This is a genomic window from Catonella sp. (genome assembly GCF_057250765.1).
Map to the genome: position 1 here is coordinate 63367 of NZ_DBHIEC010000012.1, position 25965 is coordinate 89331.

Here is a 25965-nt window from a genome sequence, read left to right on the forward strand (position 1 = left end):
GAGCGGATTACGAATATTTTTGCAAGGATTGCTAAAGCTGTGCTGTAGCAATCCTGTGTCAATGGGTTTCAAATACTTTTGACACCCACATCATTTAATAAATATTTAAGGTATCTTTCCTATCGGGTAAAGAATAATTGTAAATACGGAGGTATAAAGATGGCTTACGAAAAAGAAATAAGTGACTACATTGAGAGTCATAAGGAAGAGATGTTAAACGACCTTATGGATCTTATAAGGATTAACAGTGAAAAAGGCGAAGAAAAGCCTGGTATGCCTTACGGTGAAGGCCCATATAAGGCTCTTGAGGCCGCAAGTAAGCTTCTCACAGGCTATGGCTTTAAGGTAAACAATTATGACAACAGAGTAATTACAGCTGACTCTTATGATTTACCTACCAGACTTGATATCTTAGCTCACCTTGATGTAGTACCTGCGGGAGATGACTGGACAGTTACAGAGCCTTATAACCCTGTTATTAAGGACGGACTCCTCTACGGCAGGGGAAGCTGTGATGACAAGGGACCTGCAGTTGCAGCCCTTTATGCAATAAGAGCAGTCAAAGAGTTAAATATACCACTTAAACACAATGTCCGCCTCATCCTTGGTTCAGACGAGGAATGTGGCAGCAGCGATGTAGAGTACTATTACACTAAAGAAAAGGCTGCGCCTATGACAATTACTCCTGATGCGTCCTGGCCTCTTATCAATATAGAAAAGGGCGGCATCAGCAATGAGTTTACAGCTGAATACGAAAAGACCGACAAGACTCCAAGCCTTGTGTCCTTAAAGGGAGGTATCAAGATAAATGTGGTCCCAGGCAAGGCTACAGCAGTAGTAAAGGGGCTTAAAGAGGCAGATGTTAAGGAGATAACCAAGAAATTTGAGGAGGAGACAGGGCTTAGATTTGAATTAAACGAAGAGGGAGACCTGCTTAATATCAAGGCTATCGGCGTGAATGCACACGCATCCCTCCCACATATGGGCAAGAATGCCATCCAGGGACTTGTCACCCTCTTATCTAAGTTCCCTCTTGCTGATGCCCCTGTAAATAACTATGTGAAAGCACTTAACAACATCTTTCCTTATGGCGACTACCATGGTAGAACAATGGGAGTTGACCTTAAGGATGATGTCTCAGGAGAGACCACAGTTAGCTTTGACATCCTTGAAATCACTGAAACACATTTCAAGGGTGCTTACGACTGTCGTGCAAGCATAGCCGCTAACGATGAGAATACGGGCAAGGTAATGGAGCGAAAGATTCGCGAACAGGGATTTACCATACCTGAAAAGCCTATGTTTGAGCCTCATGTAGTAGACGGCAATTCGGAGCTTGTAAAGACCCTGCTCAAATGCTATGAAAAGGGCTTTGGAGTAACAAATGCTAAGCCTATAGCCATAGGTGGAGGGACCTATGTACACCATGTTGAAAATGGAGTAGCTTTTGGCTGTGAAGATCCTGAAATTGACAACCATATGCATGGTGCAGACGAGTTCATGGTGGTTGACATGATAGTTAAGAGTGCGAAAGTATTTGCGGATGCAATAGTGGAGTTATGCAAGTAAATGAAAATTATTAAAAAGATTTATAGGATATACAAAAAATATAACCCTGACGAATCCTTGTTAGGGTACTTAAAAAGGCATATTGGGCAGGTTATACTTGCCCTTATGCTTTCTCTGTTTGTTGTGGGTATTTTCTGCTTTGATGCAGCCCTGACACAGTTTAACAAAAATGGCAAGGACTTTGAGAAGCTGTTTTATACAGATGATTTTGATAATTTAATATGGGGAATGATTCTAATTTTAATCCCTGTATTTTTATGTATATACTCTATCTTCCGCTTTGCGGGTGCGCCAAAAGAGAAAAAGCTTATTAAAAGAGGAGAGAATTCTATCCTCACCCAGATAATTATACTCATTTCTCTGGGCGTGGCAGGCGGAATCTTAAGATATGAGAGTAAAGATATTTACGGTCTTGTAAATAAATTCATAATATACAATGATGGTATAGCTTATCTTAAATTCATAGGTGTAATACTTTTGGTTACCTTAGGTGCAATCTGGGAAAAGCTCATATTATGGCTGAGGTCAGGAGGCGCTTACAGGCATCCTTGGTTTATCAAATGCTTTATGGCGGGGCTTACAGGGCTTATGGGCTTTTATCTGGTTGAAATGCAGATGGGAACCCCTCCGAATGTCATCGTAAAAATGATGTTCTTTAACATGATGTACTGGATTATCCTCTATACCTTTTTATATGCGGTATTTAGAGGGATTAAGATACCTGCCTTTATCTGCATCGTCCTTGCATACCTGGTGGGAGTTGCCAACTACACTGTACTTCAGTTTAGGGGCAACTACATTATGTTCGGAGACCTTACGGTTATCGGAACTGCGATGGAAGTAGCAGGAAGGTATAAGCTTCACCCTGATACTCCGTTCTTTGTAGCTGTGAGCATATTTGTGGTCTTTCTCATCATACTGATACTGATACCAAGGCTTAGGAAGAATAAAATAAATCCTGTTAGAAGGATAATTACCACACTGATAGCAATTGGATGCCTGTCTGTAGCCTGTATCTGGTCTTTTCAGGATGGACTGCTTTACAACTATATCTTCGGCCTTTCCTGGAACTATAATGAAAATGTAAATGATGAGGGTTATCTTGCATATTTTTTCAGCAATATGCACGCAACAAGCGGTGTCAAAGTTGAGGGCTACAGTCCTAAGGTGGCTAGGGAAGCTGTAAAAGAGGTGCTTGATTCACCTGATAATATAATGAAAGATTATAAGGACGGTGTACGCTATCCTACCATCTTAGTCATTCAAAATGAAACCTTTGCAGACCTTTCGGTTCTTGCAGACATTAAGACAGATAAGCCTGTTATGCCTTATATAAAGAGTCTTAAGAAGAATACAATTAAAGGCTATGTAAATATGAGCGTAACGGGAGGGCCTACAGCCAATACTGAATTTGAATTCCTTACAAGGAGCTCGATGGCATATATGCCGACAGGCTCAGTACCTTATACCCAGTATCTTAAGCAGAATGTACCATCGGTGGTAGAGGTGCTTAAGAATCAGAAAAATCCTTACAAGACAACTGCTTTCCATCCTTACTATTCATCAGGATATAACAGGAAGAGTGTGTATCAGTATATAGGCTTTGAAGATGCTGTATTTTACGAGGAATTTAATGATAAGGAGCTGCTTAGGGGGCTAATTACCGATAAGAATGACTACAAAGACCTCATAGAAATGTACGAAAAAAATAAAAAAGCTAACAAGGATCAACCACAATTTTTCTTTAATGTAACTATGCAGAACCATGGTGGCTTTTCAAATAACAAGGTGCATTTTGATGAGCCTGTCAAGATAACCAACTTCAAGGCGGTTCAGGCACTTGATAACTATGTTTCGCTTATGAGGACAAGTGATACTGCACTTAAGGATTTGATTGGGTATTTTAAGAAGGTGGATGAGCCTGTTATCATACTTTTTTACGGCGATCACCAGCCGTCGTTTTCGGATGATGCGACAGAGCAGTTAAATGAGCATAGCCTTTATAAAAACGATAACGACAAGAGACTGTCAAAGTTCGTAGTTCCTTACTTTATCTGGGCTAATTATGACATTCCTGAGTATGACGGCATGCTTGACGGAGGACTTACAGGTGAATATAACACTGTTTCAGTTAACTATCTGGCATCAATCCTGTTAAAGTATTCAGGGGTTGAGCTTTCTGATTATGATAAATACCTGCTAAACCTCCATCAGTATATACCTGCGATGTCAGCTCTTGGCTACTGGGACGGCAATGGCAAAAGACTCTTCTCCACTCACCTTACTAAGCCGCAGGCCTCTGAATTTGGCGTGTCTACAAGGCATAAGCAAAAGAAGGTGGACGAGAAGAAGGCTGAGAAGCTAAAAAGAGGCTATGAAAATGTGCAGTACAACCTAATCTTTGATGCCAAAGACAAGCTCTGGGATGTATTTTTGCCGCAAACAGACAGGTAGAATAATTTGAAAAAATCCTATTTCTATGGTAAAATCAACTGATAAATGTGACTAAAACAGGAGATTCTGATGGGTGAAGGTGATAAGAATAAACTTAATGCTGCTTTTAACAAAATTGAAACTAAAAACCATCTTTATATTATAGCTTATACATTGTTATTCTTGATTGTTTTTAGTTTTATGTTTATAACTTTCATTTTAGAAGGGCGGAGTTTTGTATGGGAGTCAGATGGCTATACCCAACATTTAAAAACCCTTATGTACATTAGAAAATACTATACTGAAGCTATTGCATCAGGCAGCTTTCCAAGCTATGATTTTAATTTGGGCTTTGGTGGGAATATTTTTACAACTCTAACTTATTATGGCTTTTTTGATCCCATAAACCAGCTATCCATACTTGTACCTTTCAAGTACACAGATTATTTATATAGCTTTTTAGTTGCATTAAGAGTCTATCTTTCGGGACTTTGCTTTATTTTTATGTGCCGTTATTTCGGTAAAAGAAGGTTATATTCTATAATCGGTGCTTTGGTATATATTAGTACATCTTATGTGTTTTTTTGGGGAATTAAGCACCCTTTTTTCTTAAATCCCATGATTTATCTTCCTGTTTTAGTGGTTGGACTTGACCTTATACTGCGTAAAAAGAAACCTTATATATTTATATTTGGCATTTCTTTATCTGCGTTAAGTGGTTTCTATTTCCTTTATATGATGACTATAATGCTGTTTTTATATGCGAATGTAAGGTTTATGGAACTATATAAATGCTCTGAACAAAAAATAAAAGAGTATGTATGGAGCTTTTTAAGGGTATTTGCAATGTACATATTGGGAATTTCCCTTGTAGCTATAGTATTATTGCCGCATATCATGGCCTTTTTAGATAGTAATCGAGCGGGAAATATAGAAGATTATTATGGCTTTTTTGATTTAAAATACTTAAAATTTATGCTGTCACTTTTTTATGCAAAAGCTCAAAATTTTGGCCTTACTATATCACCACCGGTATTTTTTACTTTAATTATTGCATTTTTTAAGTATCAAAAAAGTAGAAAACCCCTTCTGTTTTTGACGGGTTTGTCTATAATTTGTCTTGGGATGCCATTTGCAGGCAGGATAATGAATGGTTTTTCTTATGCTACAAACCGCTGGATGTTTGGTACAGGGCTGCTTCTTTCATATTTGTTTGTAGATACAATGGAAGAATTGATGGAAAGAAAGCATAAGGCTTTTATTATCAAAATTCTTGGCATTTTAAATGTTCTATGCTTTGTTTTTTATATTATAGGTGGCGATAAATATCAATTGATTGGTTTAATCCTAGTAGATATTGCGTTTTTCCTGGTATATTTTTTGAATGATTATATTGAGAAAAAACTCTCATTCATCAGTAAAATGGGAAGTTTAATGATTGTTGTTCTGCTGATACCTGCAAATGCCTGTGTTGTTGGAATTATGACTTATTATGACACAGGTTTTATTGAAAAGTATAGAAAGTATGATAATTTCTCAAGATATGAAAATAGTCAGGAAGTATTTTTTAAAAACTCAGAGTATGTTTCTAAGGAAGAGTATTTTAGAACAGATGGAAGCAGCTTTACACAGAATCTTGGGATGATAGCGGGATTTCCGAACAGCTACCTATATTTTAGCATTATCAATCCGCATATAGGAGAATTATTTGATGAACTAGAGATTGCTGACCATAGGAACAAAATCTTTTTTGCGGGTATGGATGGCAGAGCTGTTGCAAGTAATTTGGTTTCTAACAAGTACTTTCTTGCTAAAGAGAAATACAAAGGAGAGGTTCCTTATGGTTATACCTTAAAAGCGCCAAATGGACAGTATAAGATATATGAGAATAAGTATTTTCTACCATTTGGCTATACCTATGACAAGTACACAACTTATGATGAAATTAAGGATGCTTTTTCTTTGGATAAAGAGGCAAATATGCTTGATATGGTTTATCTGGAGGAGAAAATTCCTGATATAGAGCAAGGCGTACCTAAAAAATATTACAGCGAAATTCCTTATAAGGTGGAAGTTGGAAACAGAGTTAGGTATAAACCTAATAAATATATAGATTTTTCTTATGATAATAAAAGTGAAGATGGGAAAGAGAATAAAAAGTTAAATTCATCCGGCAAATACTTAAAGGTTTTGTTTGATGATGATAAGAAGAAAGAAACTTACCTTTATTTGGAATCGCTCTTTTTGAATGAGCGTTTTTCTACTTCTAAAATTGGCATTCGTTCATATGAATTAAATAAAAAGGATATTGTAAGAAGTAAGAGACATACATCTTATTTCGGGAGAAACAATTTTTTATTTAACTTAGGGAATGCAGGTAAGAAGAAAAAATGGGGGAAATTATATTTTCAGAAAAAAATAAAATATCCACTTGCAGATATGAGAGTTTTCTCAGTTTCGATGGAGGGAATTCCAGCTAAAATAAACAAGTTAAAGGAAAACCACCTACAAAATGTAAGGTTTGGAATAGATGAAATTTCCGGAGAGATTAGCTTGGATAAGCCTAAAATATTGACTATGAGCATTCCATATGAAAAGGGTTGGAAAGCCTATGTAAATGGAAAGGAAGTGCCAATACTTAGGGGAAACTATATGTTTAGCTGCCTCTCTCTTGGAAGAGGAGACTTTAACATTGAGCTGAAATATCGTACACCAGGGCTTACAATCTCAATTATGCTTTCAGTAGCATCATTTATTATCCTTGGAGTGATGCTTGTATTAGATTGGAGGAAAAGGAAGAATGTTGGTATCAGTAGTAGTGCCTTGTTATAACGAAGAGGCTGTAATCAGACTTTATTATGAGGAAATGAACAAAGTTACGGAATTACTAACAGACTATGACTTTGAACTTATTTTTGTAAATGATGGATCAAAGGATGGTACCCTTGGTATTTTGAAAGAATTTGCCTCTAAAGACAATAGAGTCAAGTTTATATCATTCTCAAGAAACTTTGGTAAAGAATCCGCTATGTACGCAGGACTTAAAAATTCAAATGGTGATTATGTTGTACTAATGGATGCAGATTTACAGGATCCTCCTAAAACCTTGATAGATATGTTAAGGATTGCGACAGAAGAAGGGTATGATTCGGTCGCAACGAGAAGAATTACGAGAAAAGGTGAGCCGCCTATACGTTCTTTTTTTGCAAAGAAATTTTACAAAATAATGAATAAAATATCAAAAACAGATATTGTGGACGGAGCAAGAGATTATAGGTTAATGAGTAGAAACTTTGTAGATTCTCTACTTAGAATGAGTGAATATAGCAGATTTTCGAAAGGACTTTTCGGCTGGGTAGGCTTTAAGACCAAGTGGATAGCTTATGAAAATGTGGAAAGAGCCGCGGGGGAGACTAAGTGGAGCTTTTGGAAACTTCTTCTTTACAGCATAGAAGGAATAGTTGCCTTTTCAACCCTTCCCCTCAGCATTTCGGTGTTTTTTGGGATTATATTTGCCTTCTTTTCTTTTATCGGATTGGTCTTTGTTGTGATAAGGGCTGCTATTTTTGGGGATCCTGTAGCGGGTTGGCCTTCCATGATGTCTATTATCCTGCTAGTAGGAGGAGTTCAGTTGATTTGTATAGGCATCCTCGGAATTTACCTTTCAAAGGTTTATTTAGAAGTAAAGAAAAGACCTATTTTTATTTGTTCAGACAGCAATATAAAGGATATCAAGCTATGAAAAAAATATTATCTTTGTTTGATGGGAGTATGATAAGGTTCATCATTGTCGGAGTTATCAATACTGTGATAGGAACAGCAATAATGTTTGGATTGTATAATTTGCTGGGAGTAGATTATTGGATATCAACAGCTAGCAATTATATTTTGGTTAGTATTTTAAGTTATTACCTAAATAAATATTTTACTTTTAAGAATAAAGAGAAATCACTTTTACAGGTAGTTAAGTTTGCTATAAATATTGCTATCTGTTATGCCCTTGCTTATGGAATAGCTAAGCCTGTTGTGGTCTTAATTCTTTCAGGGCAGGGTGAAAAATTCCAGACTAATATAGCAATGCTTACAGGGATGGTATTTTTTACAGGCTTTAATTACTTAGGACAGAGGTTCTTTGCTTTTAAAAGTGAAAAAAAGACTGAGTGATTTTAGCGATTTTTGTCTAATACATTGCAAAAATATTCATAAATGGTTATAATATGGAGAGAAAAAACTATGGAGTTACGGACAAAATCTGTCGCCAGAGAAAGATAAGCCGTTACTTAAGGAGGTTAGTATGAATACAAAGGAAATTAAAAATATTGGTGAGATTTACATAGCAGATGAGGTGGTTTCTGCGATTGCAGGGCTTGCAGCTCTTGAAGTAGACGGAGTAAAGGCTGTTGCAGGCAAGCCTTCAGAGAATTTTAAGTCCAAAAATGCATATAAGAAGGTAAAAGTTCAGGTAGTTGGAGCCTTTGTTTATGTAGATATGTCAGTTGATATTAAATACGGCTACAGCATACCAAAAGTTACCAGACAGATACAGGAAAAGGTAATTACAGCACTTTCGAATATGATAGGCTTAACCTGTAAAGAAGTTAATGTAAAGGTTGTGGTTGCACCGGATGCAGTATAACCTGCATTTGTAAGTGACCACTCTTACTCAGCCGATTATTAAGAATCTCCTTTAAGCGTGTTTTCTTGAAGGAGATTCTTGTGCATTGAAATAATGAAAGGTTTTATATGACAAGAAGAGAATTTAGAGAACACACAGCCAAACTTACCTTTGTCTTTGAGTTTTATCCGGAAGACGAATGGAAAGAACAGTTTGAGGCTTATGCTGACTATGCGGAAATAAAAGAAGAAGAAAGAGAGAGTCTGTGGAAGAGGGTTTTAGCCGTAGAGGAGAAAAAAGCTGAGATAGACAGTTTTATAGACGGAGCCAGCAAAAAATGGAGAATAAACAGACTTTCAAAGACTGACCTTATGCTGCTTCGTGTGGCTGTATATGAGATAAAGTTTGACTCAGAAATCCCTGACAAGGTATCGGTAAATGAGGCGGTTGAATTGGCTAAAATCTATGGTGGTGACGAATCTCCTGCATTTATAAACGGAGTGCTTGCTAAATTTATGACGGAGGATAAGTCCGGGGAAGAAAAATAATATGGCTGAAAGAAGAGTATTTTCGGTACTGGAAATCACCAGATATATTAAAAGCAAGCTTGAGGGAGATTTTGCCCTTAGAAATGTCAGGATAAGCGGTGAGGTCTCTGATTGCAAAGAAGACAAAAAGGGACATATATATTTCACCATTAAAGACGATGCAGCCATTATGAGCTGTGCCATGTGGTCTTCAAAGAGAAGTGTGGGACTTAATTTTAAGCTTGAAACAGGACAGCACATTGTAGTCACAGGCAATATAGGAGTCTATGAAAGATGGGGAGATTACAGGCTTTATGCCGATAAAATAGAAAAAGATGGAGTAGGAAGGCTCTTTGAAGAGCTTGAAAAACTAAAACTTAAACTAAGAGCAGAGGGACTCTTTGATGAATCACATAAGAAGCCTATTCCTAAGTATCCTAAGAAAATAGGCATAATAACCTCAAGAACAGGTGCTGTCATTGAGGATATAAAGAGAACGGCAAGGGAAGCCAATGCCTATGTTCAGCTCATACTCTATCCCGCAATAGTTCAGGGAGCAGATGCTGCAGCTACCCTTATAAAGGGAATTAAACGCTTTGAAGAAGAAGGCGTAGATACCATTATCATAGGCAGGGGAGGTGGCTCCATTGAAGACCTATGGTGCTTCAATGATGAAAAACTGGCAAGAACTATCTACAACTGTAGAATACCTGTGATATCGGCGGTGGGACACCAGACTGACAGGACGCTGGTTGATGAGGTATCCGACCTAAGCGTGGCTACTCCTACGGCAGCGGCCATGAACGCAGTACCGAGCCTTACACTGGCATTTGCTGAACTTGATGCCTTTAAGGACAGTATAACAAATAAGCTGCAGCTAAGAATAGACAGGATGAAGTCTTCTATTGACAAGTTTGAATATGCCATAAGAAGACAGAGCCCTCAGATGAAGATAAAAGAGGTGGGCAGACAGATAGAGAATTATTCGCTAAATTATAACCGCCTACTAAGTGCTAAGCTTGATAATTATGATAGATTGATAATAGGCAGCAAACAGCAGCTTGACCGTCTTATGAGGGCATCTTATGAGGCATTAAATAAGAAGTTTATTACAATTACTACAGAGATAGAAGGAAAATCTCCTATGAAGAGGCTTATGGGAGGATATTCTTATGTTGAGAATGAAGCAGGAGAGAATATCCGAAGCATAAAGAGCGTAAAGCAGGGAGAGAGGCTTAATCTTGTGCTAGCAGACGGCTCTGTAAAGGCTAAGGTAGAGGAGATAAATAAGAAAAATGGCTGAGAAAAAGAATAAAACTATTGAAGAAAATATGACAAGGCTTAGCGAGATAAATAACCTCATGAGCGATTCCTCTATAAAGCTTGAAGAATCATTTAAGCTTTATAAAGAGGGAGTGGAATTGGTTGAAAAGTGCAAGAAGCAGCTTGCAGATGTAGAGAAACAGATAGTTATCTTAGAAGAGCAGGGAAGTGTCAATGAATAGCGGATTTAGAGATAGGCTTAATACAAGAATCGCAGAGGTTGAGAAGGTTATAGAAGAATATTCCCCCAAGCTTAAACTTCAGGATAAACTTATTGAAGAAGCTATGAATTACAGCCTCCTTGCGGGAGGTAAAAGGCTTAGACCTCTTTTAATGCTTGAGACCTACAGGCTTTTTAACGGAAGTAAGGAAGAACTGGTACGCCCCTTTGCGGCAGCTCTTGAGATGATACATACTTACTCTTTGATTCATGATGACCTGCCTGCTATGGACAATGACAATATGAGAAGAGGGAAGCCTACCAATCATAAGGTTTACGGAGAGGCAGTAGCCATACTTGCGGGGGACGGGCTGTTGAATCTGGCGGCTGAAACCGCTTGCAAAGCCTTTGACCATTGTGAAAACCTTGAGGAATATAAAAGAGTGGGAGAGGCTCTGTCTTCTATGTTTTCTTACTCTGGCGCAGATGGTATGATAGGAGGACAGATTCTTGATATGCTTTCAGAAGAGGGCAAGAAAGAAAAGAATGAGGACTTCTTCCAAGCCATGTATGACCTCAAAACAGGAGGACTTATAAAGGCAGCCTTTGTGATAGGAGCCATCCTCGCAGGAGGAAGTGAGGAAGAGATAGCTTCCATGGAGAGAACCGGAACTTCACTTGGTCTTGTATTCCAGCTTCAGGATGACCTCTTAGATATAAAGGGAGATGAGGCAAAGCTTGGCAAGCCTCTTCACAGCGACGAAAGAAACAACAAGTTCACATATCTAAAGCTCTTAGGTGAAGCTAGGGCTTTGGAGATAATGGAAGCTAATAATAAAAGTATTTACAAAAACTTAGAAAACATCTGTCACAAAAACTGTAGTTATGACGGCTTTATACTTGAATTTTTGGAGTATTTAAAAAGCAGAGAGAGTTAGACAAATGGGGGTAGAGTTATGCCTTTACTTGACAATATAAATGAGCCTAACGATATAAAAAATATACCTGAGGATAAACTTTATGAACTTGGCAGGGAAATAAGGAGATACCTTATTAAGACCGTCTCCACAAATGGAGGGCATCTTGCCTCAAACCTCGGTATAGTGGAGCTTACCATGGCTTTGCACCGCTATCTTGATTTTCCAAAAGACAAATTAATCTGGGATGTGGGGCATCAGTCATATGTCCACAAGATTCTTACAGGAAGAAAAGAGGGGCTTAACAGGCTTAGGAAGATTGACGGACTTTCAGGCTTTCCCAAAAGAAACGAGAGTGACTGCGATGCCTTTGGAGCAGGACACGCTTCAACCTCTATCTCTGCGGCCCTGGGCTTTGCGGCCTCAAGAGACCTTTTAGGCAGGGATGAAAAGGTGGTTGCAGTTATTGGTGACGGCGCCATGACAGGCGGTATGGCACTTGAGGCGCTTAACAATGCAGGCACACTTAAGTCCAATCTTATAATTATACTTAATGACAATGAATGCTCCATATCAAAGAATGTGGGTGGAGTAGCCAGATACCTTGATGGAATAAGGACAAACAGAAAATACCTCAAGCTAAAAAGCGGTGTAAAAGAGACCTTAACGGGTTCAAACATTGGCAACAGGCTCTTTGAGAAGCTTAAGGTCTCAAAGGATGTAATTAAGCGTATGTTCGTGCCGGGGATGTTTTTTGAAGACATGGGACTTACCTACCTTGGACCTGTAAACGGGCACAATATGAAGGAACTTGAGGCTGCCCTTGAAAATGCAGGGAGAGTCGAGGGTGCCGTCATTGTACATGTCATCACCAGAAAGGGCTTAGGCTATAAAAAGGCTGAAGAACATCCTGCTAAGTTCCACGGAGTGGATCCCTTTGACATAAAGACAGGAGAGAGCCTCAGTGTAAAGACAGGAAGGAGTTATACATCCATATTTTCAGACACTGTCCTAGAGCTTGCTGCAAAGGATGATAAGCTTGTTACGATAACAGCCGCAATGCCTTTTGGTACAGGACTTTACAACTTTAAGCAGGTGTACCCTAACAGATTTTTTGATGTAGGCATAGCAGAGGAACATGCCGTTACCTTTGCAGCAGGAATGGCGGCTTCCGGGCTAAAGCCTGTGGTGGCTATCTACTCCACATTTTTACAAAGAGCCTATGACCAGATTATACATGATGTCTGTCTTCAGGAACTGCCTGTAGTATTTGCAGTTGATAGGGCAGGGCTTGTAGGCAGTGACGGAGAAACCCATCAGGGCATCTTTGACACAAGCTATCTCTCTTCAATCCCGAATCTTACCGTTCTAAGTCCAAAAGACGGGAGAGAACTAAAGGAGATGTTAATCTATGCTTATAGCCTTAATAAACCTGTGGCTGTCCGTTTCCCGAGAGGGATGGCAGATGAGTTTACAGACATAGAATTTAAGACTATAAAAGCCTATGAAAATGTGGTCATTGAAAAGGGTAAGAATGTTGCTATCTTTGCTACAGGAAAGACAGTTAAGCTAGCCCTGGATATAAGCAAAATCCTTAAAGAAAATAAGATTCTTCCTACGGTGGTAAATGTCCGCTTCCTTGACAGGGCTGACGGCAGCCTCCTTAAAGAACTTAAAGACGACCATTGGGTTGTAGCTGTGGTTGAGGAAAGTGTAAGAACAGGGAGCTATACTGAGAGGCTTATGGCAGAGTCGGCGGGGCTTGGACTAGCCTATCATTTCATACCCGTAACCTTGCCGGATAGCTTCATAGAACAGGGAAGTGTAGATGAGTTATGGGATAGATATGGACTTAATGCCGAGGTTATCGCAGAAAAAATAAAAGAAGAGGCTCTTACTAAGTTAGATGATGAGCTATTTAGAAGGTAGTTGATAATGAAAGAAAGACTGGATGTACTTCTTACCGAAAGAGGATTCTTTGAGTCCAGAGAAAAGGCAAAGGCCGTCATTATGGCGGGAGAGGTCTTTGTTAACGGTCAGAGAGAAGATAAGGCTGGGAGTAAGTTTGACAGGGAAGTAGAGATAGAAGTAAAGGGTAAGACCTTAAAATACGTGAGCAGGGGAGGCTTAAAGCTTGAAAAGGCTATAGAGGTGTATAAGCCCGTACTTGAGGGCAAGGTGTGTATAGACATCGGCTCATCTACAGGAGGCTTTACTGACTGTATGCTCCAAAACGGTGCCACAAAGGTGTATGCAATCGATGTTGGCACCAACCAGCTTGCCTGGAAACTAAGAGAAGACCCTAGGGTAGTCTCTATGGAAAAGACTAATATACGCTATGTCACGGAGGATGATTTACCGGATAAAGCTGACTTTGCCTCTGTGGACGTGTCTTTTATCTCTCTTACCAAGGTTCTTCCTGCTGCCGTTAACCTCCTTAAACCAGGGGCAAAAATGGTCTGCCTTATAAAGCCTCAGTTTGAAGCAGGAAGAGAAAAAGTTGGCAAGAAGGGCGTAGTAAGAGACTTCAGGGTGCACGAAGAAGTAATCGAGAAGGTAATTAGATTTGCAGGGGAGCTTAATTTCATCATCAAGGGGCTTACATTTTCCCCTGTTAAGGGGCCTGAGGGGAATATTGAATATCTTTTATGCATAGAAAAAAGGGGAGAAATGCAGGAAGATGGCTGTGTATCAGATATTTTGAATGAAGTAAAGAAAGTAGTTGAAGAAGCTGAAAATACCCTGAATAAGGGGGAGGAATAATGATAAAGATAGGAATTATAGTTAATCATTCAACAAGGGCAGCCGAGGTTGACATAGATAAGGTATGCGCCTATATTGAGGAAAAGGGAGGAAGTTTTCATAGGCTGAAGGTAAAGAGCGGAAGTGCTGAGCTTATGGAGAACTTTACTGATATAACTGACCTTCCTAAGGATGCAGACTGTGTTATGGTTCTTGGCGGGGACGGAACCATCATTCAGGCCGCCAGAGAGCTTGCGGAGACGGGGGTACCTATACTGGGAGTAAACCTTGGTACGGTGGGCTTTCTTGCTGAAGTGGAACTTTCGCATATTTACAAGGCTATCGATGCGGTAATAACAGGTAAGTATAAGCTTGAAAAGAGATTTATGCTAAAGGGAAGAGTGATTAAAGACGGTAAGGAAGTCTATGAAGCCAATGCACTTAATGATATAGTGGTGGCAAGGGGCAATCTCGTACGAGCCATATCCACATCTGTTTATATAGATGGCAATCAGGTGAGCTCACTTCACGGAGACGGCATCATAGTAACTACTCCTACAGGCTCTACAGGTTATAATCTTTCCGCAGGGGGGACTATCATACTTCCTGATGCAGAGGTCTTTGGCATCCATCCTATCTGCCCACACAGCTTAAACTCCAGAGGGGTGATTACTTCTTCTGCATCAAAGATTGACATAGATGTTGAATGGAATAAGAGGAGTGAGCCTGATGAGGCCATAGTGAGCTTTGATGGCAACAAGGGGATAAGGCTTATGCCTGGTGACAAGGTTCAGGTAATGAAGTCAGAACTTACGGTGCCATTCCTTAGGATAAATGATTTCAATTTTTTTGAAAGCTACAGAAAGAAGTTCTTAAGCTAAATTAAGTTTAGTATTATTATCTTAAATGAGTGAGGGAGTTATGAAAACAAAGAGGCATAATGCAATAATTGATTTTGTCAAAACCAGAGAGATAGGTACACAGGAGGAGTTGTTGGATTTGCTTAAGAAAAGCGGATTTGATGTGACTCAGGCAACTATCTCAAGGGATATCAGAGAGTTGAATTTAACCAAGGTAAATGCAGGGAACAGGCAGAAATATGCAGTCATCCAAAATGACGAAGGTGTAAGTGAAAAATATGTAAGAGTACTAAGGGATGGCTTTGTATCAATGTTTTCCTCAGGCAATCTCATAGTGCTTAGGACTGTAGTCGGTATGGCTATGGCGGTGGCTACTGCTATAGACGCACTTGAAATAAATGAGATTATAGGCTGTATAGCAGGAGATGATACCATTTTCATAGCAGTTTCTGAGAACAGTTCTACCACAGATGTAATAAATGAGTTAAAGAAACTTACCAGATAAAGCTGATTTTGTAAGTGAGAATTTGTGTTATCAACCTTCGTAAAGTTAACCACATAGAAAAGAGGTAAAATTATGGAAACAGTTAAGAATTTAATCATCGGTTTTGGTAAAGCAGGAAAGACACTTGCGGGCTTCTTGGGAAGCAAGGGAGAAAGCGTGATTTTAGTTGAAAAAGATAAGAAAATGTATGGAGGTACCTGCATAAATGTAGGCTGTATACCATCTAAGTTTTTATCCAATAAGGCTACGCTTAGAAAGGTGTCATCTCTTGATAACGAGACCTACTACAAGCAGGCTGTAGAGGCTAAGAAAGATCTTATATCAAAGCTTAATAAGGCGAACTACGATAAGGTAGCGGGAGTTCCCAATGTAAAGGTAATTGATGGAACTGCATCCTTTGTTAATGCTAATACCGTGGAAGTAAAATCATCAGAGGGAAACTTGGAGATTCAGGCTGAGAGAATATTTATAAATACAGGACTGGTACCTGTAGTGCCTAAGATAGAGGGACTTAACTTATCTGAACGCATCCATACCAGTGAAACCATTATGGACTTAGAAGTCTTCCCGGAAAGCCTTGCAATCATAGGAAGCGGCTATATTGGACTTGAATTTACCAGCACCTACTCGCTCTTTGGAAGCAAGGTTACAGTATTTGGTGATAATCCAAAGTTTCTTCCAAGGGATGATGAAGATATCGCAGGCCTTGTGATGGATGAGCTTAAGGCTCAGGGTGCTGCATTTTTACTCGGCACCAAGGTAACTAGATTTGAAGAAGTCTCGGACGGAGTAAATGTTTACTTTGAAAATGCAGAGGGTAAGGAGGAAGTGAAAAAGTTCTCCGCTGTCCTTGTGGCTACAGGAAGGAGACCTGATACCCAAGAATTATCCCTTGATAAAGCAGGAGTAAAGGTAGGCGAGAGGGGAGAAATCCCTGTAAATGACAGGCTTGAAACCAATGTGCCAAACATTTACGCTCTGGGTGATGTACACGGAGGACTGCAGTTTACCTACCTCTCACTTGATGACTTTAGAATCATAAAGAGTGTGCTATTTAACGATGGAAAGTACAACCTGAAAGAAAGAAAACATATTCCTTTCAATGTATTTGTGGTGCCATCCCTTGCTAAGGTAGGTATGAATGAGATGGAAGCTAAGGCAGCAGGAGCATCCTATAAGCTTGCCAAACTCCCTGTAATGGCGATTCCTAAGGCAAAGATTTTAGGCAATCAGACAGGACTTTTCAAGGTACTCATAGATGAAAAGACAGGAAAGATACTTGGAGCAAATCTTTTTGGAGTAGAGGCACATGAGATTATCAACTTGTTTACCTTGGCTATGAACGAGGGAATAAGCTATGAGAGTCTAAGGGATCAGATTTACACACATCCTACTATGGCAGAGTCTTTTAACGATTTGCTTAATCTGTAATAACTTTACAGAGAAAGCCATTAGTGATAGAATAAAATGCATGTTTTTAATATGGGATGTCCTCTGTGAGCCTGTTTGCAAAGGATTAGATGCCCGAATAATATATGAAATGAGGATAATAAGATGTCAGGACATTCAAAATTTGCCAATATCAAACACAAAAAAGAAAAGAACGATGCAGCAAAGGGTAAGATATTTACCATTATTGGAAGAGAAATTGCAGTAGCTGTAAAGGAGGGAGGCGCAGATCCTGCCAACAATTCAAGGCTTCGTGATGTAATTGCCAAAGCCAAGGCTAACAACATGCCAAATGACACAATTGACAGAGGCATTAAGAAGGCAGCAGGAGATGCAAATTCAGTAAACTATGAGCGTGCTGTGTATGAGGGATACGGTCCAAGCGGGACAGCCATTATAGTTGAAACTCTTACAGACAACAAGAACCGTACAGCAGCCAATGTAAGAAATGCCTTTACAAAAGGTGGCGGCAATGTAGGAACTCCGGGCTGTGTGTCTTATATGTTTGATGAAAAGGGACAGATTCTTATAGATAAAGAGGAATATGATGCTGACCCTGATGAATTTATGATGACAGTAATAGATGCAGGGGCTGAGGACTTCATTGACAATGATGACAGCTTTGAAATATTAACTGCACCTGAAGCATTTTCAGAGGTCAGAGAAAAGCTTGAAAAGCTAGGTGTACCAATGGCTGAGGCAGAAATAAAGATGATTCCTCAGAATTATGTTACACTTTCTGATGAAGAAGATATTAAGAAAATCAACAAAATCTTCGATTTATTAGATGTAGAAGATGATGTGCAGAATGTATTTCACAACTGGGATGAATAAGTATACAACCATATCGTTTGCGCAAGTAAGTGATATGGTTTTTTAAAAGTGACACATAACTGCCAAAGGATTGGGATAGCATTGAAATATTGTTTAGTGCTAATTAGAGGAGGAAATCCATGAAGGATAATCGCGTGAAACTATTTAAAAAATCAAAAGGTAAGACAGCCTTGTTCTTAGCCCTGCTTATGGTGCTAAACCTCGCACCACTGCCTGAAAATGCAGGTGAGGGCTTAATTCCGGGATTTGTTAAAACTTTGTCAAATATTCAGAGAATAGCAGGCAATAGTATAAACAGCGTACTTGCAGCTGATGACAGGGATTACTTGCTTAAAGAGGGTGACTTTGAAGTAAATCTTGCAAACGGTGGCTCAAGGGAGCCTTATACACTTATTCAGGATACTAACACCTTGGTGCTTACAAGTATATTAAAGACACCGCCGAAGACCTCACAGGCTGTGAGCGGTGCTAAGATAATTCTTAATGATACCTCTGAAAATGTGGTTAAGGCTGAGGTAACTACTGCGGCAAATGGAGACAGCACAGGTATCAAGTTTACTAAAAGAGGAGCAGGAAGTAAGCAGATATCAGGTAGTGTTCAGATTGCAGGAACTAACTACAACTTCAGCTTCTTTGTCAAGGTAGACCTTGAGATAGACAAGACCAATACTACTACAGATGCAAATAAGCCAAAATACGAGACTGTATTCTCTACAGATAAAGGACCCGGTACCCTTGTAATACCTGTGGTAAATGACAGTTATCAGATAAAGTTAAAAGGCTATAAGACCTCTACTGCCGATGGCTATCTTGATTACAGAGGCTCAATACTCAATTGGTCAGTATCTGTAAATGGAAAGAATAACGACAATTCTGTGCTTGAAATAGACCAGAGTAACGGTGTAGTAAAAGCGGTTGGCGCAGGCGTTGCAGAGGTGGCTGTAGCAGCAGGAGAAGATCCTACAGGTAAGGTTAAGGAAACTTCTACAAGAGTTATAGTTCCTTTTAAGCTTTCGCTTGAAAATGCGACAGGAGGAGTGTATACAAACTTTAATCCAATTGGCAGTAACGATGTAATTACCTTAGAAGGTGGCAAGAAGGCCATTTACACCAATGTAATGGATCCAAACGACATAGAGTGGGAAGTAAAGAAAGACGGAAAAGTTGTAAAGGACATCCTCTCATTTACCAATACGAGAACAAAGACTAATGATTCTGCTGCCAACTTCCTGATAGAGGGCAAGAGAGCGGGTACTTACGAGGTAACGGCAAGGCTTAAGAATGTTAAAAATGACTATAAAAACCTTAACTATGCAAAGGTTTCATTTAAGGTAGTTGTGCCTCTTATGACCTCCAATGCAACTGTATATATGAATGTGGGAGATACCTATGATATATACAACAATTCAAATATCGGAAGTATAAAGGAATTTACCTTTGTAGCAGATGGAAGTGGTGCGGTAAAGGTAAACAACTCCACATCTGTCATTACAGCCCTTAAGACAGGAAGAGGTACTGTTACAGTAAGCAACGGAAGCAGCAGCTTTGTGGTAACTGTTGTAGTAATTGATACCATTGCACTTAGTGCAAGCAACCTCACTATTCCTGTGGGTGGCTCTGTCGACCTAAATGCAGTGGCGACAGATGTGTCTACATCCGATTCTTGGCAGTGGACATCTGAAAATACAAGCATTGCTACAGTGGCAGGTGATGGAGTGAGCGCAGTAGTAAAGGGTGTGGCAGCAGGCGAGACTACAGTTACAGTCGAACACACAGTTGGAGGAATAACCAAGAGAGTCTCCTGTAAGATAATCGTAACTGCAGCTGTGACCAAGATTACTCTTACACCTGAAGAGACAGTTTTGGAAGTAGATAAAATAGCTTCAATCAGGGCGGATATTACACCTAAGACTTCAGCAGGAACTTATTTGTACTGGAGAAGCTCTAACCCTGAGATAGTAAAGATAGATGATGAAAATAATCATTCTGCTGTAGCTTCCGTAACCGGTGTATCTCCGGGTATAGCCATCATTATGGCACTTAATAAGGACAATGTGGTACTTGGTTCTGCAAAAGTTGTTGTCAATACAGCAGTTACAGGTATCATACTTTCACAGAGCGTAGCAGAAAAGCCGCTCAGTGATAAGACTTTCCAGCTGTCAGCTACAGTCACTCCAAAGGAGGCTACAAGTGCGAAGATCAATTGGAAGTCAAGCAATGAAAAGGTAGCAACGGTAGATGCCACAGGTCTTGTTACCTTTAAGTCAGCAGGACATGTAAGCATTATAGCTTCATCAGATACTAACCCACAGGTTATGTCAACCTGTGATTTGACCATAATCAAATCAGTAGAGGGAATCAAGCTTGAGAAAAATGAGATTTCTCTTGCAGTAGGAGAGACATATAAGGTATCTTCAACACTTACTCCAAGTGATGCATCTAACCAGAACCTTGAATATAAGTCAATGGATCCCAAGATTGCAGATGTAAGCAAGACAGGACTTATTACTGCGAAGCAGGCGGGTGTGGCTTATGTTATAGTTTCTACTCCGGATGGAAAGGTAAGTGTTACCCTGACTGTCAAGGTGACACAGCAGGCTACCGGAATGAAGCTCTCAGCGGCTTCGCTTATCCTTGATGTGGGTGAGAGCTATACACTTGAAGCTACATTTAATCCAAAGACAACTACAGAGACCAAGGTGCTTTGGTCTGTGGCAGATAAGTCTGTAGCAAAGGTAGATGCCAAGGGTAAGGTAACTGCGGTATCAGCAGGAGACACAATAATTACAGCAAAGAGTAGCAACGGACTCACTGCAGTATGTACGGTTAAGGTCAATCAGCCTGTTGGCAGCATTGAGCTTAATTATACAGAATATGACCTTGCTGTGGGAGATGAGCTTGAACTTGAAGTGACCTTTGACTCTGAGGATGTTACCAATCAAAAAGTAAAGTGGAAATCATCCAAGTCATCAGTAGCAAGTGTAGATAAAAACGGTGTTGTTAAAGGTAAGAAGGGCGGAGTTGCCATCATTACCGTAACAGCTGATGAGAACGGTATGCAGGCTAACTGCGTGGTTACTGTACAAGAGCCTGTATCTCAGATTACACTTAATAAAACAGCCTATAATCTGGGCTATCACAAGAGCTTTTTGCTTAAGGCAAAGCTAAAGACCAATTCTGCTACGAATAAAAAGTTAAAATGGACAAGCAGTAAGAGCAGCGTGGTATCTGTCAATAAGTCAGGTATGATATATGGTAAAAAGCCGGGATATGCTACAATTAAAGTAAAGGCTACTGATGGAAGTGGTGCTGAAGCCAGCGCAAGAATAAGGGTAGTAAGAGAAGTAGGCTCCATAAGCGCCAATCCGTCCTTCCTTTCTATGATAGTAGGAAGAAGAAAGACTATCAAAGTTAAAATAACACCTAAGAATGCTACCTACAAGACAGCTAAGTACATATCTGACAATACTGACGTTGCCATGGTGGACTCCAAGGGAAGGGTGACAGCTCTTGCCGCAGGAAAGGCGAAGATAACTGTTGCCGCAAAGGATAACAGCAAGAAGAAACAGGTGGTAGTGGTACAGGTAAGAGAGTATGTGCCTGCTACAGGGCTTACTTTGTCCAATACAACACTCACAATGGGTGTGGGCGACAAGCAGAGTACAGTTTATTCAATCAGCCCAAGTGGAACAGATGATAAGGTTAAGTGGGCTACAAACAATAAGGCTGTAGCGAAGGTGAATAAAAAGGGCCTCATAACCGCAGTTGCACCTGGAACAGCTATAATCACTGCATCAACAACAAGTGGAAGAACAGCTCAGGTTTCTGTGACTGTTGTAGGTCTTAACTTCTACAGACTTGACCTTGAACAGTACGACACCTATTCATTATCGGTGCTTGGAGATGTAAAGAATGTATCTTGGGATTCAGAGAATCCTGATATAGCAACAGTAGCAGGCGGTGTTGTTACTGCCAAAAAAGCCGGAACAACCTACATACTTGCGAGGGTGAACGGTGCAGTACTTCGTTGTAGATTAGTAGTAAAGAACATAAAATAAGGGGGATATATGCTGGAGGGACTTCATGTTAAAAATCTGGTAATCATAGATGAGGCTGAAGTCTCTTTTGGTGGGGGACTAAACATCCTTACAGGAGAGACAGGTGCGGGAAAATCAGTAGTAATAGGCTCTATCAACCTGGCGCTGGGTGCCAAAGCAGGTAAGAATCTGGTTAGGGCAGGCAAGGAGTCAGGCTTTGTAGAGCTCATATTTTCCGTAAATAATGATGTTGGGGATAAGCTAAGGAGGCTTGATATCATACCGGAAGACGGACTGGTGGTAATCACCAGGAAGTTTACGGGGGAGAGAAGTGTAAGCAAAATCAATGGGGAGACAGTTACCCTCTCGAAGGTAAAAGAGGCAGCAGCCCTCCTCCTTGATATCCATGGGCAGACAGAAAATCAGACCTTGCAGCTTTCTAAGAATCATCTAGAACTGCTTGACAAATATCTCAAAGATGAAGTTAAGCCTTATAAAAAAAGGCTGAAAGATCTTGTAACTGAGTATAGAAATAAGGAAAATGAGCTTCTTGAATATAGTGCTGATGAAGCTTCCATATCAAGGGAACTTGATTTTCTTAAATACGAATGCAAAGAGATAGAGTCAGCGAAGTTAGCAAAAGATGAGGAAGAGGAGCTTGACAAAAAGGTTCGTAAGTACTCTTCTTCAAGCAAGATAGTAAGTCTTATAGAAGAGGCAAGGAAGAACCTTTCAGATAATGGTGGGGCTGATGACAGCATTGGAAGTATAGTAAGGGCTATGTCAAGGCTGTCTGATGTGGATGAGACTTCTGTAGAATTGTTGAATCAGATATCAGAAATAGAAAGCCTCTTAAATGACTTTGAGCGCTCACTCTCTGATTATGCTGATGACAATGTATTTGATGAAGCAGATTTTATGCAGTCTGAGGCAAGACTTGACAAGATAAGAGGGATATATGCTAAGCATGGAGACTCTTATGAGACTACAATTGACTTCCTTGATGCTTCTCTTGCGCAGATAGAAAAGCTTGAGCATGCCTCAGAGTATAAAGAAAAACTTTCTATGGAAGTAGAAAAGCTAAAGAAGGTGATTCTATCTGAGTGTTATGAGCTTACAAAGGTGCGAAAGAGGGGTGCGCTTAAGCTTTCAAAGCTTGTGAAGCAGTCCCTTATAGACCTCAACTTCCTTCAGGTAGAGTTCGATGTGGAATTTGCAGGGTCCAAAGATTTTACTTCCAAGGGAAATGACGAGATTATATTTAAGATATCTACTAATCCGGGTGAGCCTATGAGGTCGATATCTGAAGTTGCCTCTGGCGGTGAGCTTTCAAGAATAATGCTTGCTCTCAAGTCGGTTATGGCGGATACAGATGAGATACCTACTATGATTTTTGATGAGGTGGATACAGGTATAAGTGGCAGAACGGCTCAGATGGTAGCTGAGAAGATGGCTCTTCTTTCAGCCAAGAGGCAGATTATAGCCATTACCCATCTTGCACAGATAGCGGCTATGGCAGATAATCATTATCTCATTGAGAAAAAAGCTGATGATAATCATACCGCTACAGATATCAGGAGGCTTGATGAGGCTGAAGAGGTTAGTGAACTTGCAAGGATATTAGGTGGAGTTGCAGTTACAGAAAATGTGATAAATTCTGCGAGAGAAATGAAAAAACTTGCAACTGATACTAAAATAGGGCTTAAGCAGGGGTAAGAGAACTTTGTTAGTTTTGGCTAATATTGTTGAAATTCGGGAACAAACTTTGTATAATTATTATAAGGTTTGTTCTTTTTTATTTAAGGAGGAGTTTAAGTATGGAAAAGAGAGTGGCACTTTTAAGCATTATTGTGGATGAGAGGGATTCTGTTGAGAAGCTGAATGCTCTTTTACACGAGTATGGTGAGTTCATTATCGGAAGAATGGGTATACCTTACAAGAGGCGTGAGATTAATATTATCAGCATTGCCATGGATGCACCTCAGGATACTACATCAGAATTAGCGGGGAAGATAGGAAAGCTTGAGGGGGTTAATGTTAAGACTTCTTTTTCAGGCGTGATTTCTAATGATGAATGATGCTAGAGAGTTAATAGAGAGGTTAGGGGAGAAACATAGTTTAAGCGTTTCAGAATATGAGACACTTGTAGAAAACTTTAATGAAGAAAACGCTGAAATACTCAGGAAATATGCGGATAAGGAGCGAAGAGCTCATTATGGCAACAAGATTTTTATAAGAGGTTTGATAGAGGTAAGTAATATTTGTAAGAATGACTGTTACTACTGCGGTATAAGAAGGAGCAACAGAGAGGTTGACAGATACAGGCTTACAGCGGATGAAATCCTTGAATGTGTGGATGCAGGCTATGGACTTGGCTTTCGTACCATTGTCATGCAGGGTGGAGAGGATGCGGCCTTTAGCGATGAATTTCTGGTAGAGGTAATCACTGAGGTTAAGAGAAGATATCCTGAAGTCGCTCTCACACTATCCTTGGGAGAGAGAAGCAGAGAAAGCTACCTGAAGTTAAAGGCAGCAGGGGCTGACAGATATCTGCTTCGTCACGAAACTGCAGATTCTTTACATTATTCAAAGCTTCATCCGCCTGAACTTACCTTATCTCACAGAATGGACTGCATTAAAAGTCTTAGGGAAGCAGGCTTTTATGTGGGCTGTGGCTTCATGGTAGGCTCACCGTATCAGACTGCAAAAACTATCGCAAAAGACTTAAAGTTCATAGAGGAGTTAAGACCTGAAATGTGTGGAATTGGGCCATTTATTTCGCAAAAGGATACTCCTTTTAAGGATATGCAAAACGGAAGTGCAGATTTTACCTGTTATCTGCTATCCATAATAAGACTGATACACCCTCCTGTTCTCTTGCCTTCGACCACAGCTCTCGGAACTATTGATAGCTATGGAAGAGAAAAAGGGATACTTGCCGGGGCAAATGTCATTATGCCTAATCTTTCTCCGTCAGAAGTTAGAGGGAAATATGCCCTCTATGACAAGAAGCTATGTACAGGAAGTGAGGCTGCAGAGGGGCTTAGAGAGTTGAAAAAGAGAATGTCTGCTATCGGCTTTGAAATAGTAAACGAGAGAGGCGACATTAGTACATCTAAAAGGGAAGATTAACTGACCTTAAGAAAGGGGAATTATATGTACAAATATGATGTAAAATCGCTTAAAGCTGAAGAATTTATCAATAACGAAGAAATACTTGAAACTCTTGCTTATGCAGAGGAAAACAAAAACAATCTGGAACTTATTCGAACAATCTTAGAGAAGGCTAAGCCCGTAAAGAAAGATAAGGGCTATGTCTGTAATGGTCTCTCCCACAGGGAGGCATCTGTACTTCTTGCCTGTGATATCCCTGAAATAAATGAAGAAATCAATAAAATTGCAGAGGAAATCAAACTTGCTTTCTATGGCAATAGAATAGTTATGTTTGCACCTTTATATTTATCAAACTATTGTATAAATGGCTGTGTGTACTGTCCTTATCATGCCAAGAATAAAACAATAGCAAGAAAGAAGCTGACTAAAGAAGAGGTTAAAGAACAGGTAATTGCCCTTCAGGATATGGGACATAAGAGACTTGCGATAGAAGCGGGAGAAGATCCATTTAATAACCCTATCGAATATATTCTTGACTGCATCAAGACCATTTACAGTGTGAATCACAAGAACGGTGCAATAAGAAGGGTTAATGTAAATATTGCCGCTACAACTGTAGAAAACTACAAAAAGCTTGCAGATGCAGGCATAGGAACCTACATACTGTTTCAGGAAACCTACAACAAGAAAAGCTACGAGGAGCTACATCCAACAGGACCAAAGCATGACTACTGCTATCATACAGAGGCTATGGACAGGGCTATGGAGGGTGGTATTGATGATGTAGGACTTGGAGTGCTCTTTGGGCTTGAGGGATATAAGTATGAGTTTGCAGGCCTTCTTATGCATGCTGAGCATCTTGAGGCGGTTCACGGGGTTG

At 39.9% G+C, this 25965-nt stretch carries 21 protein-coding genes; all 21 read left to right on the top strand.

Annotation, left to right across the window (positions count from 1 at the left end):
* Window positions 1–159 precede the first annotated feature (159 nt).
* The gene (locus tag ACO6HM_RS07715) at window positions 160–1569 is read left to right on the top strand and encodes a Sapep family Mn(2+)-dependent dipeptidase (RefSeq protein ID WP_485390505.1); all 1410 of its coding nucleotides are present in this window, start codon (window positions 160–162) and stop codon (window positions 1567–1569) included.
* A complete protein-coding gene (locus tag ACO6HM_RS07720; RefSeq protein ID WP_485390506.1) occupies window positions 1570–4023 on the top strand; it encodes an LTA synthase family protein in 2454 nt (817 codons plus the stop codon).
* A gap of 69 nt (window positions 4024–4092) precedes the next feature.
* Window positions 4093–6834 carry a YfhO family protein gene (locus ACO6HM_RS07725; protein ID WP_485390507.1) on the top strand — a complete coding sequence of 914 codons (2742 nt, stop codon included), beginning with the start codon at window positions 4093–4095 and terminating at the stop codon, window positions 6832–6834.
* Entirely contained in the window at window positions 6803–7744 is a 942-nt protein-coding gene (locus ACO6HM_RS07730) for a glycosyltransferase family 2 protein (RefSeq protein WP_485377250.1), read from the top strand. The genes ACO6HM_RS07725 and ACO6HM_RS07730 overlap by 32 nt, the downstream gene beginning before the upstream one ends.
* Window positions 7741–8166 (top strand): GtrA family protein, encoded by a 426-nt coding sequence (locus ACO6HM_RS07735; protein WP_485390508.1) that lies wholly within the window; start codon window positions 7741–7743, stop codon window positions 8164–8166. Before ACO6HM_RS07730 ends, ACO6HM_RS07735 begins: the two co-directional genes overlap by 4 nt.
* A 130-nt stretch (window positions 8167–8296) precedes the next feature.
* On the top strand, window positions 8297–8638 hold the full coding sequence (locus ACO6HM_RS07740; RefSeq protein ID WP_485377252.1) for an Asp23/Gls24 family envelope stress response protein: 342 nt from the start codon (window positions 8297–8299) through the stop codon (window positions 8636–8638).
* Between the two features lie 107 nt (window positions 8639–8745).
* On the top strand, window positions 8746–9165 hold the full coding sequence (gene nusB / locus ACO6HM_RS07745; protein ID WP_485377253.1) for a transcription antitermination factor NusB: 420 nt from the start codon (window positions 8746–8748) through the stop codon (window positions 9163–9165).
* Window position 9166: 1 nt separating this feature from the next.
* Complete coding sequence (gene xseA / locus ACO6HM_RS07750) at window positions 9167–10447, top strand: exodeoxyribonuclease VII large subunit (protein WP_485390509.1); 1281 nt, start codon at window positions 9167–9169, stop codon at window positions 10445–10447.
* A complete protein-coding gene (gene xseB / locus ACO6HM_RS07755) occupies window positions 10440–10649 on the top strand; it encodes an exodeoxyribonuclease VII small subunit (protein ID WP_485377255.1) in 210 nt (69 codons plus the stop codon). The genes xseA and xseB overlap by 8 nt, the downstream gene beginning before the upstream one ends.
* Window positions 10642–11565, top strand: a complete 924-nt coding sequence (locus ACO6HM_RS07760) for a polyprenyl synthetase family protein (RefSeq protein WP_485380119.1) — start codon at window positions 10642–10644, stop codon at window positions 11563–11565. Before xseB ends, ACO6HM_RS07760 begins: the two co-directional genes overlap by 8 nt.
* 18 nt (window positions 11566–11583) lie before the next feature.
* Entirely contained in the window at window positions 11584–13473 is a 1890-nt protein-coding gene (dxs, locus tag ACO6HM_RS07765) for a 1-deoxy-D-xylulose-5-phosphate synthase (protein ID WP_485390510.1), read from the top strand.
* Window positions 13474–13479: 6 nt separating this feature from the next.
* On the top strand, window positions 13480–14307 hold the full coding sequence (locus tag ACO6HM_RS07770) for a TlyA family RNA methyltransferase (protein WP_485390511.1): 828 nt from the start codon (window positions 13480–13482) through the stop codon (window positions 14305–14307).
* Complete coding sequence (locus ACO6HM_RS07775; protein ID WP_485390512.1) at window positions 14307–15167, top strand: NAD(+)/NADH kinase; 861 nt, start codon at window positions 14307–14309, stop codon at window positions 15165–15167. The genes ACO6HM_RS07770 and ACO6HM_RS07775 overlap by 1 nt, the downstream gene beginning before the upstream one ends.
* 40 nt (window positions 15168–15207) lie before the next feature.
* Complete coding sequence (gene argR / locus ACO6HM_RS07780; protein ID WP_485390513.1) at window positions 15208–15651, top strand: arginine repressor; 444 nt, start codon at window positions 15208–15210, stop codon at window positions 15649–15651.
* Between the two features lie 72 nt (window positions 15652–15723).
* The gene (locus ACO6HM_RS07785; RefSeq protein ID WP_485390514.1) at window positions 15724–17082 is read left to right on the top strand and encodes an FAD-dependent oxidoreductase; all 1359 of its coding nucleotides are present in this window, start codon (window positions 15724–15726) and stop codon (window positions 17080–17082) included.
* A gap of 123 nt (window positions 17083–17205) precedes the next feature.
* Entirely contained in the window at window positions 17206–17934 is a 729-nt protein-coding gene (locus ACO6HM_RS07790) for a YebC/PmpR family DNA-binding transcriptional regulator (protein ID WP_485390515.1), read from the top strand.
* A gap of 119 nt (window positions 17935–18053) precedes the next feature.
* A complete protein-coding gene (locus tag ACO6HM_RS07795; RefSeq protein WP_485390516.1) occupies window positions 18054–21992 on the top strand; it encodes an Ig-like domain-containing protein in 3939 nt (1312 codons plus the stop codon).
* Between the two features lie 9 nt (window positions 21993–22001).
* Entirely contained in the window at window positions 22002–23687 is a 1686-nt protein-coding gene (gene recN, locus ACO6HM_RS07800; RefSeq protein ID WP_485390517.1) for a DNA repair protein RecN, read from the top strand.
* A 101-nt stretch (window positions 23688–23788) separates the two neighbouring features.
* Entirely contained in the window at window positions 23789–24049 is a 261-nt protein-coding gene (locus ACO6HM_RS07805) for a TM1266 family iron-only hydrogenase system putative regulator (protein ID WP_208428067.1), read from the top strand.
* Window positions 24039–25103, top strand: coding sequence for a [FeFe] hydrogenase H-cluster radical SAM maturase HydE (gene hydE, locus ACO6HM_RS07810; protein WP_485377267.1), 1065 nt, complete (start codon window positions 24039–24041; stop codon window positions 25101–25103). Before ACO6HM_RS07805 ends, hydE begins: the two co-directional genes overlap by 11 nt.
* A gap of 24 nt (window positions 25104–25127) precedes the next feature.
* The coding region (gene hydG / locus ACO6HM_RS07815; protein WP_485390518.1) for a [FeFe] hydrogenase H-cluster radical SAM maturase HydG at window positions 25128–25965 on the top strand (838 nt) is incomplete at its 3' end.